Annotated in this window: 13 protein-coding genes and 4 pseudogenes; 9 read left to right on the top strand and 8 right to left on the bottom strand. The window is 66.8% G+C overall.

Annotated features, from left to right (window positions below; genetic code table 11):
• Positions 1-27: 27 nt before the first annotated feature.
• Positions 28-803, top strand: a protein-coding gene (locus J7E87_RS22985) for an IS5 family transposase (protein ID WP_374195214.1) whose coding sequence is annotated in 2 segments (ribosomal slippage) — positions 28-337 and positions 337-803 — 777 coding nt in all. Because the reading frame shifts where the segments join, the coding sequence is not laid out codon by codon here.
• Between the two features lie 69 nt (positions 804-872).
• On the opposite strand, the gene J7E87_RS22980 is transcribed toward J7E87_RS22985, so the two are convergent.
• Positions 873-1,643 (bottom strand): transposase family protein, encoded by a 771-nt coding sequence (locus J7E87_RS22980; RefSeq protein ID WP_215096366.1) that lies wholly within the window; start codon positions 1,641-1,643, stop codon positions 873-875.
• Between the two features lie 299 nt (positions 1,644-1,942).
• On the bottom strand, positions 1,943-2,935 hold the full coding sequence (locus J7E87_RS22975) for a hypothetical protein (protein WP_215096365.1): 993 nt from the start codon (positions 2,933-2,935) through the stop codon (positions 1,943-1,945).
• 479 nt (positions 2,936-3,414) lie between these two features.
• Here J7E87_RS22975 and J7E87_RS22970 point away from each other — a divergent pair, with 479 nt between their 5' ends.
• The 5 genes and pseudogenes from J7E87_RS22970 (at position 3,415) to J7E87_RS36205 (ending at position 5,672) form a co-directional block, all read left to right on the top strand.
• Positions 3,415-3,558, top strand: coding sequence for a helix-turn-helix domain-containing protein (locus tag J7E87_RS22970; protein ID WP_215096364.1), 144 nt, complete (start codon positions 3,415-3,417; stop codon positions 3,556-3,558).
• 15 nt (positions 3,559-3,573) lie between these two features.
• Positions 3,574-3,909: pseudogene (locus J7E87_RS22965) on the top strand (helix-turn-helix domain-containing protein); the annotation flags it as partial.
• Entirely contained in the window at positions 3,836-4,624 is a 789-nt protein-coding gene (locus tag J7E87_RS22960; protein WP_215096363.1) for a hypothetical protein, read from the top strand. The pseudogene J7E87_RS22965 and the gene J7E87_RS22960, both read left to right, overlap by 74 nt.
• A 2-nt stretch (positions 4,625-4,626) precedes the next feature.
• On the top strand, positions 4,627-5,196 hold the full coding sequence (locus J7E87_RS22955) for a hypothetical protein (RefSeq protein WP_215096362.1): 570 nt from the start codon (positions 4,627-4,629) through the stop codon (positions 5,194-5,196).
• Positions 5,193-5,672, top strand: coding sequence for a hypothetical protein (locus J7E87_RS36205; RefSeq protein WP_215096390.1), 480 nt, complete (start codon positions 5,193-5,195; stop codon positions 5,670-5,672). The genes J7E87_RS22955 and J7E87_RS36205 overlap by 4 nt, the downstream gene beginning before the upstream one ends.
• Positions 5,673-5,691: 19 nt before the next feature.
• Here J7E87_RS36205 and J7E87_RS22945 read toward each other — a convergent pair.
• Positions 5,692-6,348, bottom strand: a pseudogene (locus J7E87_RS22945) (hypothetical protein); the annotation flags it as partial.
• A 270-nt stretch (positions 6,349-6,618) separates the two neighbouring features.
• Between J7E87_RS22945 and J7E87_RS22940 the strand changes: the two are divergent.
• On the top strand, positions 6,619-7,485 hold the full coding sequence (locus tag J7E87_RS22940; RefSeq protein ID WP_215096361.1) for a GNAT family N-acetyltransferase: 867 nt from the start codon (positions 6,619-6,621) through the stop codon (positions 7,483-7,485).
• 1,062 nt (positions 7,486-8,547) lie between these two features.
• Here the strand turns inward: J7E87_RS22940 and J7E87_RS22935 are convergent.
• A complete protein-coding gene (locus J7E87_RS22935; RefSeq protein ID WP_251017823.1) occupies positions 8,548-11,220 on the bottom strand; it encodes a DUF6461 domain-containing protein in 2,673 nt (890 codons plus the stop codon).
• A 92-nt stretch (positions 11,221-11,312) separates the two neighbouring features.
• A pseudogene (locus J7E87_RS22925) lies at positions 11,313-11,584 on the bottom strand (transposase); the annotation flags it as partial.
• 192 nt (positions 11,585-11,776) lie between these two features.
• Between J7E87_RS22925 and J7E87_RS22920 the strand changes: the two are divergent.
• Positions 11,777-12,274: an N-acetyltransferase gene (locus tag J7E87_RS22920; RefSeq protein ID WP_215096360.1), complete on the top strand. Its 498-nt coding sequence runs from the start codon at positions 11,777-11,779 to the stop codon at positions 12,272-12,274.
• A gap of 52 nt (positions 12,275-12,326) precedes the next feature.
• Positions 12,327-13,094, top strand: a pseudogene (locus J7E87_RS22915) (IS5 family transposase).
• 308 nt (positions 13,095-13,402) lie between these two features.
• Here J7E87_RS22915 and J7E87_RS22910 read toward each other — a convergent pair.
• From J7E87_RS22910 to J7E87_RS22900, 3 genes are read right to left on the bottom strand one after another with little or no spacing between them, the layout of a single operon-like run.
• Positions 13,403-14,086, bottom strand: a complete 684-nt coding sequence (locus J7E87_RS22910; protein WP_215096359.1) for an SDR family oxidoreductase — start codon at positions 14,084-14,086, stop codon at positions 13,403-13,405.
• Entirely contained in the window at positions 14,083-15,366 is a 1,284-nt protein-coding gene (locus J7E87_RS22905; protein ID WP_308313021.1) for a cytochrome P450, read from the bottom strand. The genes J7E87_RS22910 and J7E87_RS22905 overlap by 4 nt, the downstream gene beginning before the upstream one ends.
• Positions 15,363-16,028 (bottom strand): hypothetical protein, encoded by a 666-nt coding sequence (locus J7E87_RS22900; protein WP_374195213.1) that lies wholly within the window; start codon positions 16,026-16,028, stop codon positions 15,363-15,365. The genes J7E87_RS22905 and J7E87_RS22900 overlap by 4 nt, the downstream gene beginning before the upstream one ends.
• Between the last annotated feature and the right edge of the window lie 3 nt (positions 16,029-16,031).

The following is a 16,031-nucleotide window of genomic DNA, read 5'->3' as shown; positions in this document are numbered from 1 at the left end:
GCTTTCGATACAGGCCCTAGTACGGGCCTGTGGGAGATTGCGAGGCCGTTGTTGCCGCCGGCTCGAGTGCGGCCGCAAGGCGGCGGGGTCGCGAACATCGATGATGAGGCGGTCTTCGCCGCGATCATCTACGTACTGGTCAGCGGTTGTGCCTGGCGGGCCTTGCCCCCGTGTTTCGGGGCATCGAAGTCGACCGTGCATCGGCGGTTTGTCATCTGGTCGCGTGCGGGGGTCTGGGGCCGACTGCATCAGAGGGTTCTCCAACTCCTGGACGAACGGGACCTGATAGACCTCTCCCGCGCGGTCCTCGACTCTGCCCACGTCCGCGCTAAAAAAGGGGCGAACTTGCAGGTCCGAGCCCCGTGGACCGAGGTAAGCCCGGTTCCAAAATGCATGTCCTGTCCGACGCGGCCGGGCTGCCCCTACGCGTCGGACTCTCCGCGGCCAACACCCACGACAGCCAGGCGCTGAAGCCGATGCTGTCCCATTTCCACATGGGACACGAATCCCACGCAGCCGAATCCAAGCCCCAACGCCTCCACGCGGACAAGGCGTACGACGTCCCCCACCTGCGAAAATGGCTATGGGGCAAACACATCGGTGTCCGCATCGCCCGCAAGGGCATCGAGTCCAGCGAACGACTCGGCCGGCGCCGCTGGGTCATCGAACGCACCATGTCCTGGCTAACCGGCTACCGCAGACTCAATCACCGCTACGAACGACATCCGGGCAACTACCTGACCTTTCTCGGGCTGGCCGCCGCCATCTGCTGCTACAAACGCTTCCGCAACCTCACCATGTAGGACACGGTCTAAAGCGTGTTGCAGAAGGCTGCGATTTTGCAGGTCGGAGCGCGGTTGGTGCTTCTCTGATCACGTGGCGAGAGCGAGGTTGTGCATGTGAACCACCGCCTGGACTGCGTGGTGTAGACCGCTGCTTCGCTGCCGGCAGTCTCGGAGGATCTTGTAGTGCTTCATGCGGGCGAAGGCGTGCTCGACACGGGCACGGACCCTGTGGTGCTCTGCGTTGTCTTCTTCCTCGCCGGCCAATAGGTCCCGGCCGGGGCGTTTGCGGTGCGGGACGACGAGTCCGGTGTTGATGTAGGCGCCGTCGCCCAGCACGGTGACTCCTTCGCAGTGCTGGGCGAGGCCGGAGTTCCGCCAGACCTGGGCGTCGGCCTTGTTGCCCGGGGCCGGCCGGGCCGCGGCGACCACGAGTTTCGTGTCAGCGTCAATGATGACCTGCACGTTTGCTGAGAAGCGGTAGTTGCGCGAGGAGGCTCCGACCTTACGGTCGCGGACCGGGATCAGGGTGCCGTCCACGATCCACAGCCGTTCCACGCCGTCGGCGGGCCGGGACACCGGTTCGATGGCCAGCAGAGGCCGCAGCCGCTGGATGACCCGGCACACCGTCGCGGGCGAGACCCCGAACAGCGGCGCGAGCTGCCGCATCGTGAGGTTGGTGCGGTAGTAGACGGCCACCAGCAGCACCCGGTCCGCCAGCGGCAGGCACCACGGCCGCCCGCCACCGGGACCGTTTCCGCCCCGCTCCCGCACCACCCGCAACAGCTCCTCGAACTGCCTCATCCGCAGCCCGGTGAACGTCTCCACCCACAACGGCTCAGCCCTCAACACCCCACGCATACAAGGGAAATGCCCAGACCAAAGCCTTCTGCAACACGCTTTAGGGTGCGTCTCAGAAGTGGATCTCGATGTGGGTTCGTGCCGACACGGCGTACGGTTCCCGCGCGAATCGCGCCTACCTGCGCGAGCGGGTAATCCGCTGCACGATCCCGGAGAAGCGCGACCAGGTCGCCGTCTCCGGTAACCGACCGCTCAACGTCGCGGCCAGGCGGAGGCACCTCCTCGTTGCGTTCCGCTGTAGCGCGCGCATCTGCACGTTCCGTCCCAGGCCACGCTCCGGTGCCGTTCTCGAAATTGCGCTACGGCGTATATTCCGGGATGACGAAGTAGGCCCCGTACTTGAAAGAAATAAACGCCAGTACCGCGAACGTCATAGCCAGTGTGATCGGTTTAGCCTTGGCCAGAGAGGTGGCCGCGGGCAGCAGTAGAGTGAATCCGGGCAGCAGAAAGCGGGGCTTGATTTGAATGTAGCCGCTCACGCCTACAGCTACGGCTACCAGGACCAAGCTGAAGACGATTACGGCCGTCGGCGGACGCGAGCTCAGGAGGGCCCACAGGAGTACGAGGCCTGTGATCACGATGAGCACGGAGGCTTGCTCCACCGCGCTCACGTTGCCAGCGGCCACCCTGCTTGTGGACGCGATCACAGACTGGCCGAAGTCGACGCGCGTGTTCCAGTCGCGCTGCACATCGAAGTAGCCCAGCGGTCGCCCGGTACACACTCCGGCCCACACGAAATAGCCGAGCAACCCCAGTGGCGCGATGACGATCGCGGAGAGCGTTCGACGCCCGCGCGAAGAAGCGAGCACCGCCGTAATGACGACAGCAGCTACTACTGCGACGCCCAACGGGCGGGTCAGGCCCGCAGCCACGGCAAGGAGGGACGCCGTGATCAGACGCTGCGTCACCAGGGCATACAGCGACCAGGCGCACAGGGCGGTGAACATTGCCTCCGGGTAGGCCATGGACTGGATGAAAGCCTGCGGCAGCAGACCCCACAGGATGACGAGCAGTAGCCCAACGCGCCTGCCGTGCAGGACTGTTCCGAGAGCATGGATCCCCCATGCTGCGACACAGGAGGACACGCATGTGATCAGCAGTGCGGTACCGACGATCGTCATCGGTAGCAGTTCGCTGACCGCTCGCACGACACCCGGATACAACGGAAAGAACGCGAGGTCCTGCCATCTGCCGGCCGGGCCACCGCCGTAGCCGGGAATCAGATCTGCCTGCCCGTAGCCATGCTGCGCAATTCCCAGGTACCACTTCGCATCCCACACGTAGCCCAGCAATGTGACAAGAGACTTGTCACTCTCGCTTGATTGCAGCGCAATCCATGAGACACCTAGGACCTTGCATGCCAGGTAGCAGAAGAGTGCCAGTCTGGCGCGTCGATACGACAAGATGACACGTCGAACTAGAATGCTCCGCCGCGATTTCTGCAGAACTACCTGTCCGGTTTTCGCACCAGCCTCGACGGTCAATTCGTGCCCAATCATCGGCGCCGCACCAGTAACTCTCAGGAGTCTACTAAGAGCACGCCCGAGAATGCGCGCAATGGAAAGCTACTCGCCGAGGGCCAAAGATTGGTCACCGATCGGGTGACAGTCGGCAGTCCATAACGGGCGAGTTCCTCGTCGTCGACAAGGACACTGGTGATAACGGCCGGGCCGCGCAGTGACTCCCCGCAGTTCCAGGTGGTCCTTGCGCCCTAGGTCTAAAACTGACGGACGTTATTGACAGGTGGGTCTCTCATATCTAGGAGACCTGCATGACCGAACGCGAGCTTTCAAGGCGTGCCAAGCACCGGCTGGCGGTGCTGCGCCATGTGGAGGAGGTGAGCGGCAGTGTTGCCGCCACCTGCCGCTACTACGGCATCAGCCGCCAGTGCTACTACATCTGGCTGCGACGCTAGGAAGCCGAGGGGCTTGAGGGGCTGAAGGACCGCTCGAGCGCACCGCACCACACGCCGCATGCCACCAAGGCAGAGGTCGTGGAGAAGATCTTGTGGTTGCGGCAGCAGTACCACTTCGGGCCGGCCAAGATCGCGATGTACTTGCAGCGGTACCACGACGTCAAGGTCAGCTCGTCCGGCGTCTGGCGCATCCTGAAGAAGGTCGGCCTCAACCGGCTGCCGGCCTCCCAGCAAGCGCCGCTCCACCCGCATGGCGGCGGCGGCCGGAGGCACAGCGGTGGTGGACGCCGCCGGTTCGGATCTCTGGGCATGGTTCCGGACGCGGTGCGCCCGACTGGTCGGCCGGGGTGATCCGGGGCGCGAGGACGAGGCACTTGACCGACTGGACCGTACCGCCACCGTTCTGGACGCCGCGGGCGAGGCTGAGCGGGAACGGGTGCGCGATGTGCACGCGCGGTTGTGGCAGGGCGAGTTCTCGTCCCTGCTGGAGAGCCTGGAAGAGGCCGATCGGGAGCGGTTCGTGGCCGAACTGCGGGCCTTTAAGGAGGAGTTCGGCGGCGGTGTCACCGGGGGGGCCGTCTCGGGCAACACCTTCCACGGGCCGGTCGCCTTCCAGACCGGTGCGAACAGCACCCTGAACATGAACCACTACGCCGTGCCCGCCTCACCGCTCGACGCCTCGGCCGACGAGCTGGCCAGGGCGGTGGGCGCCCAGTGGGAGGAGGAGGCGGCGCTGCGGCGGCTGTTGGTACCCGCTCCGCTGCCGGTGCGCTGGCGGGTGACCAGCCGAAAGGTCACGGCCCAGGTCGCCGGTGCGACCGCCGAAGGGAGGCGGGCCCGGTTCGCCCCGCTGCCCGGTCTGGCGACGGTCACCCGCGAGCAACTGCGCCGGGGCGGCGGCCTCGCCGAGTTGTACGCGGTGTACGGCGGGCTGGCCTCGGGCCGGATGTACCTCCAGCGGCGGACAAGACGGCTGCCGCGGTGCTGTTGCTCCTGGATGGGCTGCGGTGCCGGGCTGATGCCGCCCCGCAGGACCGGGCGCGCGTTCCGGTTCCGGTACTGCTGACCTTGGACGGCTGGGATCCGGCCCGGGAGAGCCCGACGGAGTGGGCGGCGGGCCGGCTCTCCCGCGGGTACACCCTGTTCCGGGGCCGGGGCGGGCTCGAGCGTGCCCGGCGGCTGCTTGAGTCGGGCCGTGTCGCGCTGCTCCTGGACGGGCTGGACGAGGTCGGCGGCAAGCTGCGGAATGCCATGGTGAGCGCGCTGGAGCAGGCGCCGTTCCGGCTGGTCCTGATCTCCCGGGCCAAGGAGGCGGTGCTGACCGCCAAGTGGGCTGGCTTGGCCGGTGCCGTGGCCCTGGAGATCCTGCCGGTCGCCCCGTCCGACGCCGCCGCCTACCTGCTCGACGATCTTCCCGAGCAGGCTCCGCTCGCGTGGCGGGCGCTCACCGAGCGTCTTCTGCACGACCCCGACAGCGCGGTGGCCCGGGCGCTGGCCAGTCCGCTGGCCGTCACGCTGCTGCGCGAGGTGTACACCGACGCCGGCCCGGTCGACGAACTGCTCGACGACAGCCGGTTCGCCACCCCGGGCGCGACTACCTCACCACACTGCCGCTGGGGTTCACCGGGGTGCTGGTGACGGGCCGCGGGTACCGGATCGTGGCCGGCACGCCGTTCCTGTCCGCCGGGGCGGGCTCCTGGTACGACGAGGTACGGGAGTTCTACAACCACCCTCCCGTGGCGGACACCCGCTCGATCGGTCCGCGCGAGGCGTGGCGGCACCACATCGGACTGCGCCTGGTCCTCGGGCTGCTCACCGGACTCGCGGCGGCACTGTTCACCGCCCCTCTCGTGGCCTGGTGGTTCGGGCTCGGGGGCGGCGTGGTGAGCGGAGTCTCGGCGGCCCTGGTGGTCGGCGTCATGACGGGACCGGTCTGCAACCTCGCCGTCGCCACCGCCCTCACCGCCGTACAGCTCTCGGCAGAGGAAGGCACCCCTGTCCGCCTGATGGCCTTCCTCGAGGACGCCCGCCGCCGCAACCTCCTGCGTGCCACCGGCCCCGTCTACCAGTTCCGCCACGCCCGTCTGCAGAAGCGCCTGGCCGTGCGGGAGTGATCAGCTCGGCGCCCGTTCCTTCTCGCCGCATGACCCTCTCGCTGCTGCCCGCCGCGGCCGTCACCACCCGCGCCCGAGGCCCCTGCAGCGCATACGTCAGCCCGAACCCCTCCCCGACGACCACCGCGCCCCCGACCGCGTCCAGCACCCCGGTGATTCCGGTGACAACAAACGCGGTCACCGTGAAGAAGCGATGCAGCAACCCCAACCCCTTCATCCGCCACTTCGGCGCCACGACCGTGATGACGACCCCGCACCACAGCGACACCCGACGTTCCGCAGCCAGTCCACCTTCACGACCGCGTGATTCGCCCAGTGCTCGATGTCGAGGCGCAGCCACCGCTCCAGGTCCAGGATCTCCTGGCCGTGTGTCTCCGCCCTCGCCCGGCCCTCCGGGCTGCTGCCGCCCGTCGCCGCGAGGCGGACCCTCTGGTACGCCGTGTACGTGACGCGGATCAGCAGCAGCTCCAGGAGCAGGTTCGGGCGGCTCAGGACTCTGCGCAGGAACGACAGCAGCGGGATGTGCCGGAAGCGGGTCGGGACCGGTGGTGAGTACTGCGTCGGTATCGGTGACTGGTAGTACGAGGACGTGCGGGACAGGAACGGTACGAGCGTCGCTGCGGCCAGTGCCGCCAGCAGCACCACGTTGTCCCCGCAGCGGGTACAGCGCCGCCATTCAGCATCATCTTCCCCGGGAGGCCGCCTGCTCGCCAAGGCAGCGGGTCTTAACTTGCGTCCTGTTGTGTCAACGCTGCCACCGCTTGAGGCGACGGCCGAGGAAGGACACCCGGATGAAACCGCCGGCACCTTGGTACGCCCGCAGTCATGTCGGCAAAGGATCCTTTGCCGACAAGAGCCTGCGACTGATCGGGAGCAGTTACGTCACGTGGCTGAAAGACGTTGAGCAAGTGCTCCCCAGAGTCGAGGACATCCGGGATCATGGGGCATGCTTCCGGATGACTGGCACCTCACTCAAGACGTCGACGATTTCCTCGTCCGAGCCGGCGACTTCTTGCGCTCGCGCCCCGCCCTACACAACACGCCGCTGACGGACATTGAGAAAATGCGGATACGCGGGGCGGCCGGACACGACGCCGAAGCCCCCGTCTTCGGCCGATTGGAGTCAGGAGGCGAAGTCCGCGCGATCTTCTATCTCACTCCGCGCGGCCGTCTGGGCCTCACCCCCCTCTCTGTCGAGCAGACCGACGCCCTCGCTGCTCACCTGGCCGGCCTCGGCCACTCGCCCTCCAACGTCATCGCGGACCACGACACTGCCGGCGCTTTCGCCGAGTCATGGCAGCGGCACACGGGCGCAGCGCCGGTACCTTTCTGGCGGACGCACCTCTACCGCCTCGGCCCGCTCACCCCACCGCAGCCGCGCCCAGAGGGCCGGGGTCGCATCACGAGCGGGAAGGACCGTGAGCAAGTCGTGTGCTGGTGCCGTGAGTTCTGTGTCGACGTCGGGGAGCAGCCCTCCATAGACTTGATTGACGTCGGCTCCTGGGGCGACTCGCGTTTCGGCGACAGGCACTTCACGTTCTGGGAGACCCCGGACGGCACCCCCGTCTCGATGGCGGCCGCGACCTCGATCGTCGGCGGCATGGTCCGGGTGGACCCCGTCTACACCCCGGCCCATCTCCGGGGCCGCGGCTATGCGGGCGCCGTGACGGTCGAGGCGAGCAGGGCAGCGCTGGCCGCGGGCGCGACGGACGTCGTCCTGTTCACGGACCCGGACAACCCCACCAGCAACGCCCTCTACCAGCGCATCGGGTACGTCCACGTCGCCGACTTCGCCGGGTACAAGTTCTCCTAAGGCGCACCACAAGCAGGGTGAGGGGCATGATCGACGCAAACGCACCTGCCACCAGTACCGGCTGCGACCGCCGCGAAGAGGCTGACGAAAGCGGTGGCGCGCACTCTGATCAGCCTTCTGGTCGGTGACGCTCAGAGGGTGTTTCATCCCGTTGTTTCATCCCAGATTGCCGGTTTGAGTAGCGCAGCAAGCTGATCATCGCCGTCAACGACGTGGTCACCGTGTACCCCGCCCTGACCGCCCTCGGTATGGGGTACGACGTCCAGATTGTCGCCGACGCGGGCGGTTCCGCGGCACGTACCGCCGACGACTTCGCCCTCCGCCGGATGCGCAGGGCGGGTGCCGTCATCACCTTCACCTCCCAGGAGCGAAGACGACCGGCGCGTGCTGTGGTCCGAGTTCACCAGTTGGGTCATCCGAATGGCAGACGACTACGAGCTCACCACCGAGCAACTCCCCCACGCATGCTGGTGGCAGCACGGTGCCGTGGTCGCCGAACTCACATCCCTGTGGACCGGATGGGAGTCTGCGCACGCCGTCGAGGACCACGCCGCGGCAGGACCATATCTGTGGCACGACGCCTGGTCCCGTGCGATCGAACGCATCGGTCGCGTACGGCTCGGCGAATGCACCAATGGATACCACCAGGAGAATCCAGAAACTCGTGGGGCGCTGACATCAAATACAGGGTGACGGTTCGGGATGCAGGCCCGTCAGGCTCGGCGGCGGCGGCCTGATCGACATGCTGTGCGCGGCGGCCGCCGCGAGACCGACCTGGAGATGCTCGCCCTTTCGGCTACCCCTACCTGGACCACGTCGTCGGCGGCTTCCAACGGGCGAAACCCCGCCCCAACGGATGGACACCGCGTAGGACTGGTGCTGCGCCTGGGCTCTTCGACTGTCTACGCGGAATTGGCCGTAAATCGGCTCGGGCGGCGCTCGCGCTGTGAGCGCGGGCACCGCCCGGAGCGACATCGGCGGCGAGGAAAGCGAAGGAGCTTGATTCAGAGAGGAGTTGAGAAGGAAGTCCCTTCATGGCCTCGCCGTGAGCGACACTAGCAGTCAGCCCGGGATCAAGTCGCGCAGATTTTCGAGGGTGATGACCCGGGAGTCCGGGTGCAGCCCCTCGGGACGTTCGAGACCGATGTACATGACGGGCTCGTCCGGGACCGGCCCGCCGTCCCACAGGTCCACAGTCGTGGTGTCGTCGGACATCAGGCCGATCAGGTAGCGCACGGTCAACTGCTCGCGCTCCACGATGGCGCGCACCACCTTGGACACCGATACCTGGTTCTCCTCGACCCGGTTGGCCGACGAGATGCCTTTCAGATACAGGTGCAGCCACTTCGCGCGCCACCGGCCGTCATCCTCGCGGCGGAACACCAAAGGCAGTGCCACTCGGCCCACCCCGCGCAGCTCCGACTTCATCCGCACCGTGCGCGGCTCGAACGGCCGGCCCCTCTGCTGCCCGTCGCGCACCATGAAGCCGAAGAACGACTCCTCGACCTCCTCGAAGCTTTCGCCGGCGTAGATATTGACCTGCGGAACGATGAATGTGCTGCGTACCCGGTCCAGGGAGAGGTTGATGAACTCTGAGGCGCCGTCGGGCGCTTCGGTGATGTCGCCCGAGTGGTTGCCCCCGACAGCCCTGAGGGATGTGTAGGAGAGCCAGGAGTCGGTGCTGTAGTCGGCGTGGAGAAGCAGCGCCGAGAGGTCGTAGTCGGTCCGGTTCTCGGTCTCCTTCCAGTACACGAAGAAGCGCAGCTGGTCGCCGTCAACCGCCGAGAGCGACCCTCGCGGCAGTACGCCGAGTCCGGCTGCGGTCGCCCTGCCGCTGAGCGGAAGCGCCACGTCGAGAACATCTGGGTCCAGCAGCAGCGGGCCCGGTGCCGGGAGCCGACGGCGCATCTCGGCGTCGAGGGCGGCGATCAGACATTCGGTGTCGACGGCGGGGACTGGCGGCCGGAAATCGGGGGTGACCCAGCCGCGGCCCCGGCGGTTGATGAAGACCCGAGGTTTGTCGGTCTCCTGCTCCCGGTTCTTGAAGTGCTCGAGGACCGAAAACACGACGCGGCCGGAGACGTCGGGAGCGACCCGCACCGCGGCGGCCACCACTGCATCCCGCTCCTCCTGGTCAACGGCGATGCGCAGCAGAAGGTCCAAGGCGCGGAATAGTCTGCCGGGAGCGGACTGCAGCAGCTTCACCGCACCGAGGACGTCGAACTCGTCGAGCAGCTTCTCGACGCGGCTGTCGAAGGACCGTGCCTCCTTCTCGCCCCGCGCGACGGCGAACACATCGGCGGCGTGCGGCCAGCGCGGGTACTCGTGCGGGTGGAGGCGCTCACCGAGCCGCTTGAAAGGCTCGCGGTGCGCGTGCACATCCGCCAGCTTGGCTGGACTCGCCGCGACCACAGCGTCGAGGCCTGCAACCAGCGCCCGGCGGGTCGGCCGCGACAGCGCCCGAAACCGGGTCGGTTCCCGCAGCGTCACGTCCCCGCCCGACAGTACGCAGGCCAGCCGCAGCACATCGGTGACGGTGTCGAGGACGAGGGGGGCCCCGACGCCGAGCCGGGCCTCGTTGACGACCGCCCTGTTCTCCCGGACAGGGATCGCCTCCGGCTGAGGGCCGAGCGCGCACCGCTCGGCGAGGGTCTTGAGGTCGCGCAGGTCGTCCTCGCCCAGTGGCGTCGTGCTGCCAGCCAGGGCCAGGTACAGGTCGGTGAGTTCGTCGTCCAGGTCCCGCCCGAGGTGCAGTACGGTGACCCGGTCGCCGGCAGAGGCGATCAGCTCGTCCTGCGCCGCGAGCATCTCCTCGTAGGTGTGCTGGTAGCGGCCGTAGGTGGGGAGGATGAGGAGGTCCAGTACCCCGTGCGCCAGTTGCGTCAGCACGTTGTCGCGCGACATTTCGTCGCCGAGCGCCTTCGTCACACACTGCATCCAGAACTCTTCGGTGTCCGGCACGTTCGCCGGGAAGTCGATGAAGTACGAGTTGTGCCGGACGTGGTCGCCCACCATCTCGCTCACAGTGCTCAGCGTCCGCTTGGCGGTGTGCACGACTGCGGCCTCGGACAGCGTCGACAGCCGCTCCAGCAGCTCCGCCGAGAGCTTGAAGCCCACGGATGTCAGCGCCGCGTCGAACTGCCGTGCGGCGGTGGCCCCTTCCCCGGCGGAGCCCTTGAGGGAGGAAAGGCGGTGGGTGTGCCGGATGACCAGCGATTCGAAACTGTGCGCCATTCGGGGATGATCGCAGAGGTGTGCGAGCCAGCGCACAGGAGTTTCTTGCACGCGCACCGACGTTGAGCTCACGCCTGCCGCAGCAAGAGTCCGGCAGTGACCGTTCTCCCACCAGTTGAAGAGCTTCATACCCTTGGCGCTCTGGTAGTAGTGGGAGACGATCCGTGTCCCGGTCGAGGCAGGGCCCATGTACTTGGCGGAAGAGCCCATGAAGCCATCGGCCTCCACGGCGACGGTCCAGGGACCGTCACGGCCGGGCACCGATGTCGCACCGATGAACCGCCACGGCTCACCAAACTCAAAGGGATCGTCCCAGTGCTGGGGGGTGATCCTGTCCGCGGGGATCGTGGCGAAGTCCAGCGTGACGCCGTTGCTCAGGTCGACCGCGATGAACGGGCCCCACTCGGCGGTGATCTCAAGGCTCAGCAGGTTCGCGAAGAATTCTGCGGACTCCCGGTTGTCCCGAGCGTGGACGGTCGTGTGGTTCAACTCGACTGACAAGGAATGCCTCCGAGGGCATCTCCCTACACCTCCATGCCTCACCCAGCCGGTGACCGACACGCGATGTCGCCGTAGATCCTAGTCGCCGTTGTCTACGTAGTAAGTCGGCGGTAGGCGATGAGGCTTGCGGCTATACCGATGAAGGCCAGGAAGTGCTCGGCCTTGCGTTCGTAGCGGCGGTGCAGGCGACGGCAGCCGGCCAGCCAGGACACCGTCCTCTCGACGACGCAGCGGTGTCGGCCGAGCCGCTGGGATGACTCGATGCCTTGCGGGCGATGCGGTGGCGGATGCGGCGTTGGCGGAGCCATCGGCGCAGGTGGTCGTAGTCGTAGCCCCTGTCGGCCGTCGGCGGCACCACCCGCCGAAACAACACCCACAACTCATCCGGCGCCAACCGCTCAACCAGATTCATCATGCACAGTTCAACGAACGATCACGCCATAAGAAACGGCGTCTTGGTAGATGCGGACGGTCTTGTCGAAGCCCGGTGGTCGTCCGCCGTGGCGCCCGCGCCGTCTGGATCATCCCGCGCCGACCGGCTGTAGCATCGGACCTTATGAGTTGGCTGCCTGACGACTTCGTCCACCCCGTCTACGTGCCCGTGCCCGACACCGCGGTTCACCTGCGGCCGATCCGGGAGGCGGACACCGCGCTCGACTACCCCGCCGTGATGGGCTCCCGAGAACGCTTGTGGGAGATCTTCGGCCCGGCCTGGTCTTGGCCCAAGGAGACGATGACCTATGAAGAGGACCGCATCGACTTGCTGCGGCACGAGAAGGAGATAGCCACGCATCAGTCGTTCAACTACGCGCTGTTGAACGAGGAGGAGACGGCGATCCTCGGCTGCGTCTACATCGACCCGCCCGAGCGCACCGGCTCCGACGGAGAGGTCTCCTGGTGGGTGGTGGACGACCTTGTCGGCGGCGAGGTGGAGCGCGCGCTCGACGCGCTGGTGCCGCAGTGGATCGCCGCCGACTGGCCCTTCCAGCAGCCCCGTTATGTGGGCCGGGACACTACCTGGCAGGACTGGCTCGCGCTGCCGCGCGCCTCGTGACACGTCCGAGGCGATGCCTGGATCGTGTCTTTAAAGATCGTCTGATCGTTGCGTGGATGTGCCGTTGACTGATGCCCAGTGGGCGTGGATCGAGCCGTTGCTCCCTGACCGGTCGCCGCGCCGCGGCCGCCGGTGGCGCGATCACCGGCAGGTGATCGACGCGACCGCATGGAAGTATTAGACCGGCGCGCAATGGCGGCGCCTTCCGCCGGAGTACGGGTCCTGGAAGGGCGTATACACCCGGCTGCGCAACTGGGCGATCGACGGGACCTGGCAGAAGGTGTTTACCGCGTTGGTGTCCCGAGCGGATGCCGGGGGCGAGCTTGAGTGGGTGTTGGCCGTGGACTCCACCATCGTTCGCACTCACCAGCACGCCGCCGGGGCCGTAAAAAAAAGGGGCGGGAGTAGACGGCGAGCCGATCGACCATGCCCTCGGCCGCTCCCGCGGCGGCTTGACCACCAAGATCCACCTCGCGGCCGACCCCGCTGTCGGCCCTTGGTCCTGCTCATCTCCCCGGGTCAATCAGGCGACGCCCCGCAGTTCCCGCTGTCGATAGACGCCCTGCGGGTGCCGCGCTCTGTCGGACGCCCGCGCACCAGGCCCGAGGCGGTGCTCGCCGACAAGGCGTATTCGTCCAAAGCCATCCGCGAGCACCCGCGCCGCCGCGGCATCCGCGCGATCATCCAGCAGCCGGCCGACCAGATCACCCACCGAAAACGCCGCGGGCGCCACGGCGGACGACCACCGGGCTTCGACAAGACCGCCCGCATCTACCAAGCCGCCCTGTACATCGCAGCAATCTTCCTCTGGACCAAGTGATCCAACGGACAGGCTCTAGCCCATCGCCGAAACGCACTCCCGGCCTACGCGCCGAGAACCGCCACCCTCATCGACGAGCGCGCCAGCGAACACGCCGAGCAAGAGCGGCGACGCACCGGACGACGCATTTTGCGTCTTCACCCGCGCGAGCGTCCACCGCTGGGCCGACCCGGGAGGGGAACGTGGTGCTCGGTCACATCTACGGTTGCCACAACGTCACCAACGCCATCGCCGCAGCGCGGCCAGCCCTGCCTCAACGACTGAGGCAGTTCGTCACCGCATTACTTCTGCCGACTGAGGGTCAGTGTTCAATCGATGACGGTATTGGTCACAGTCGCGTCTGCCGGCGCCCTTACCGCGTTCAGCACGATGGCCGCCACCGACTCCGGCCGCAGGAACTGCTCCGGGCGGTACTCGTGGCCCGCCCGTTCGGCTGCCTTCCGCTGCAGCTCGGTGTCGGTCGGGCCCGGGTGGATCGAAGTCACTCGGACTCCGTTGGATTTCTCTTCGGTCTGAAGGGCGTCCGCGAACGCTCGCAACGCGTATTTGCTGGCGGCGTAGGGACCACGGTTCGACTTGATCCGGAGTCCGGATCCCGCATTGATCAGAACCACGTGTCCTCGGCCGTGGCGGAGCGATGGCAGGAGCAACCGAGTGAGTTCGGCGGCCGAGAAAAGGTTGACCGCGAAGATTCGCTGCCACACGTCCAGTGAGGCATCGGCGATCGTGCCGGGCTCGGCGACGGCGGCATTGTGCACGAGCACGTCGAGACGATCGATATCCGCCGTGGCCTGGGCGAGTTGGCCGGGGTGTGCCAGATCGGCCACCCATGGACGGGCCCTTCCTGGCAGGTCGCGGGCGAGCAGCTCGAGTGACCGGGCATCGCGGCCGCCGAGGAGCACATCGTATGTGGGCGCAAGTGCGCGGGCTATGGCCGCCCCGATGCCCCGGGAGGCTCCTGTCACGAGTGCGCGCGGTCGTGGAGTTGTCATGGCGTAGTACCTCGCGGAACGGGCCGGAAGGTGACCGGCAAGCTTGTCAGTCCACGCATAAACCGGCTGTGTCCCCAGGTCAGTTCGGAGGGATCGACAGCGAGGGCAAGTTCGTCGCAGCGTTCCAGGAGGGCGAGGAGCGCGATCGTGCCTTCCGCTTTGCCGAGCGGCGCGCCCAGACAGTGGTGGATCCCGTGCCCGAACGCGAGGTGTCCTCGGCTGTCGCGGAGGATGTCGAACCGGTCGGGCTCGGCGAAGCGGTCCGGATCCCGATTGCCGGCGCCGTAGGACAGCAGTACAGCTTCTCCGCCCCCGGGAACGGTGACGTCTCCGATCTGCATGTCGCAGGTCGTGATCCGCAGTACGGGCGCCATTTTGATGGGGCCGTTGTAGCGCAGGATTTCCTCGATCGCCTGCCCCATGAGGTGCGGGTCCCTCCGGAGCATGTCCAGCTGCCCGGGGTGCTCCAGCAGTGCCAGTACCCCACTGCCGATGAGATTCGCGGTCGTCTCGAATCCGGCCACCAGGAGGAGGAAGGACATGCTGATCACCTCGTCCTCCTGGATATCGGCCTCGAGAAGCCGTCCCAGCAGGTCGTCGGAACCGGTGGATGACTCCCTCTTCGCTCTCAGGAGTCCGCTGAGGTAGTCCCGCATCTCGGAGGCGGCATGAGGCATGCGGCTGTGGTCGCCCTCGCTCATCTCGACGTAGACGCCCGCCATCCGCGCGAAGGTGTCCCGCCCCTCGGCAGGCACGCCCAGCACTTCCGAAATGACCGTGAGCGGCAGACGCTTCGCGAAGTCGGTGATGACGTCGAAGCGTCCCAGCGGAAGGAACCGGGAAATGAGATCGTTCGTGATCTCCTGGATGCGTGGACGCAGGGCTTCGATGCGGCCCGGGGTGAACTCACCTGCCACCAGTGCACGGAGTCTGGTGTGGTCCGGGGGGTCGCAGCGGAGCATGTTGCGCGTGACGGTGTAGGTCTCGGTGGCGAAAACCCACGGAGCAGACTGCACGGCCCTGTTACCGCGCCGCGGATCGTTGCTCAACTGTGGATCCTTGCTCGCTGCCCGGATGTCCTCATGGCGCGTGACGAGCCACACGGGAACACCTGCGAACATCACGCGCCGTACAGGACCTTCGGCCCGCAGCTGCGCGAGCAGCGGATACGGGGCGTTGACGTAATTCTTCTGCTCCATGAGATCGGTGACACCGTCGGGGGCCATGCGCTCGGGTGGCATGCGGAAAGTGACGGCGTTGTCGGCCTGTTCGGAATTCACGGGTCCTCCATGTACCGCGGAGTCGCTTGTGTCCGGTGGACTCGTGCAGGAGCGGGCAGTGCCAGGCGCACCGGCAACGCGTCGCAATGCGGGTTCGAGGGATCAGAGATACGTGGGGTCCAAGCGCCCCATGAGTGATAGATGCTGCGGTTCCGGCGCTCCAGGTAACAAATGAGATTGACTGGCCACCCGGTATTGGCGAAGGCATACTTGTCCATCCGCGTCGGGCGCTCGCTCAGCGGTGGCCCTTTGCCGCCCGGTGAGTCGATGTTGTGCCAGTCGGGATGGAGGTGTATGGACCCGAGGATGTCAAGCTCGTCCACTTCGGCGTCCCGCATGATGCGAAGCAGGTCGGTGGAATCGCACCAGTACCCGCGATGGGGGTTTTTGTAAGCCGTTCCGAAACAGGGAACGATGGATTCGGAGAACTCCCCCAGGGCCGCACTGTCGGTGGCCCGGACATTGCGGCCGAACTCGACGCGCTCGATGCGGGCACTTTCGCCGCGCATCGATCCGACCAGCACACCGAAGCACGAGTAGGGGAAGCCCGGCCTGATCGCTTCATAGACACGAACAGCGGCGTCGAGGAACGTGGAGCAAGGGGCGCTCTCCAGGAAGACATGCACGCTGTCCGCGTGTTCATTGGGACCACTACCGTTCATCAC

Origin of the sequence: Streptomyces sp. ISL-1, assembly GCF_018614585.1 — a bacterium.
GTDB lineage: Bacteria > Actinomycetota > Actinomycetes > Streptomycetales > Streptomycetaceae > Streptomyces > Streptomyces maoxianensis.
Note: the sequence above shows the minus strand (reverse complement) of the source record. Positions and strands in the feature narration are given on the sequence as shown.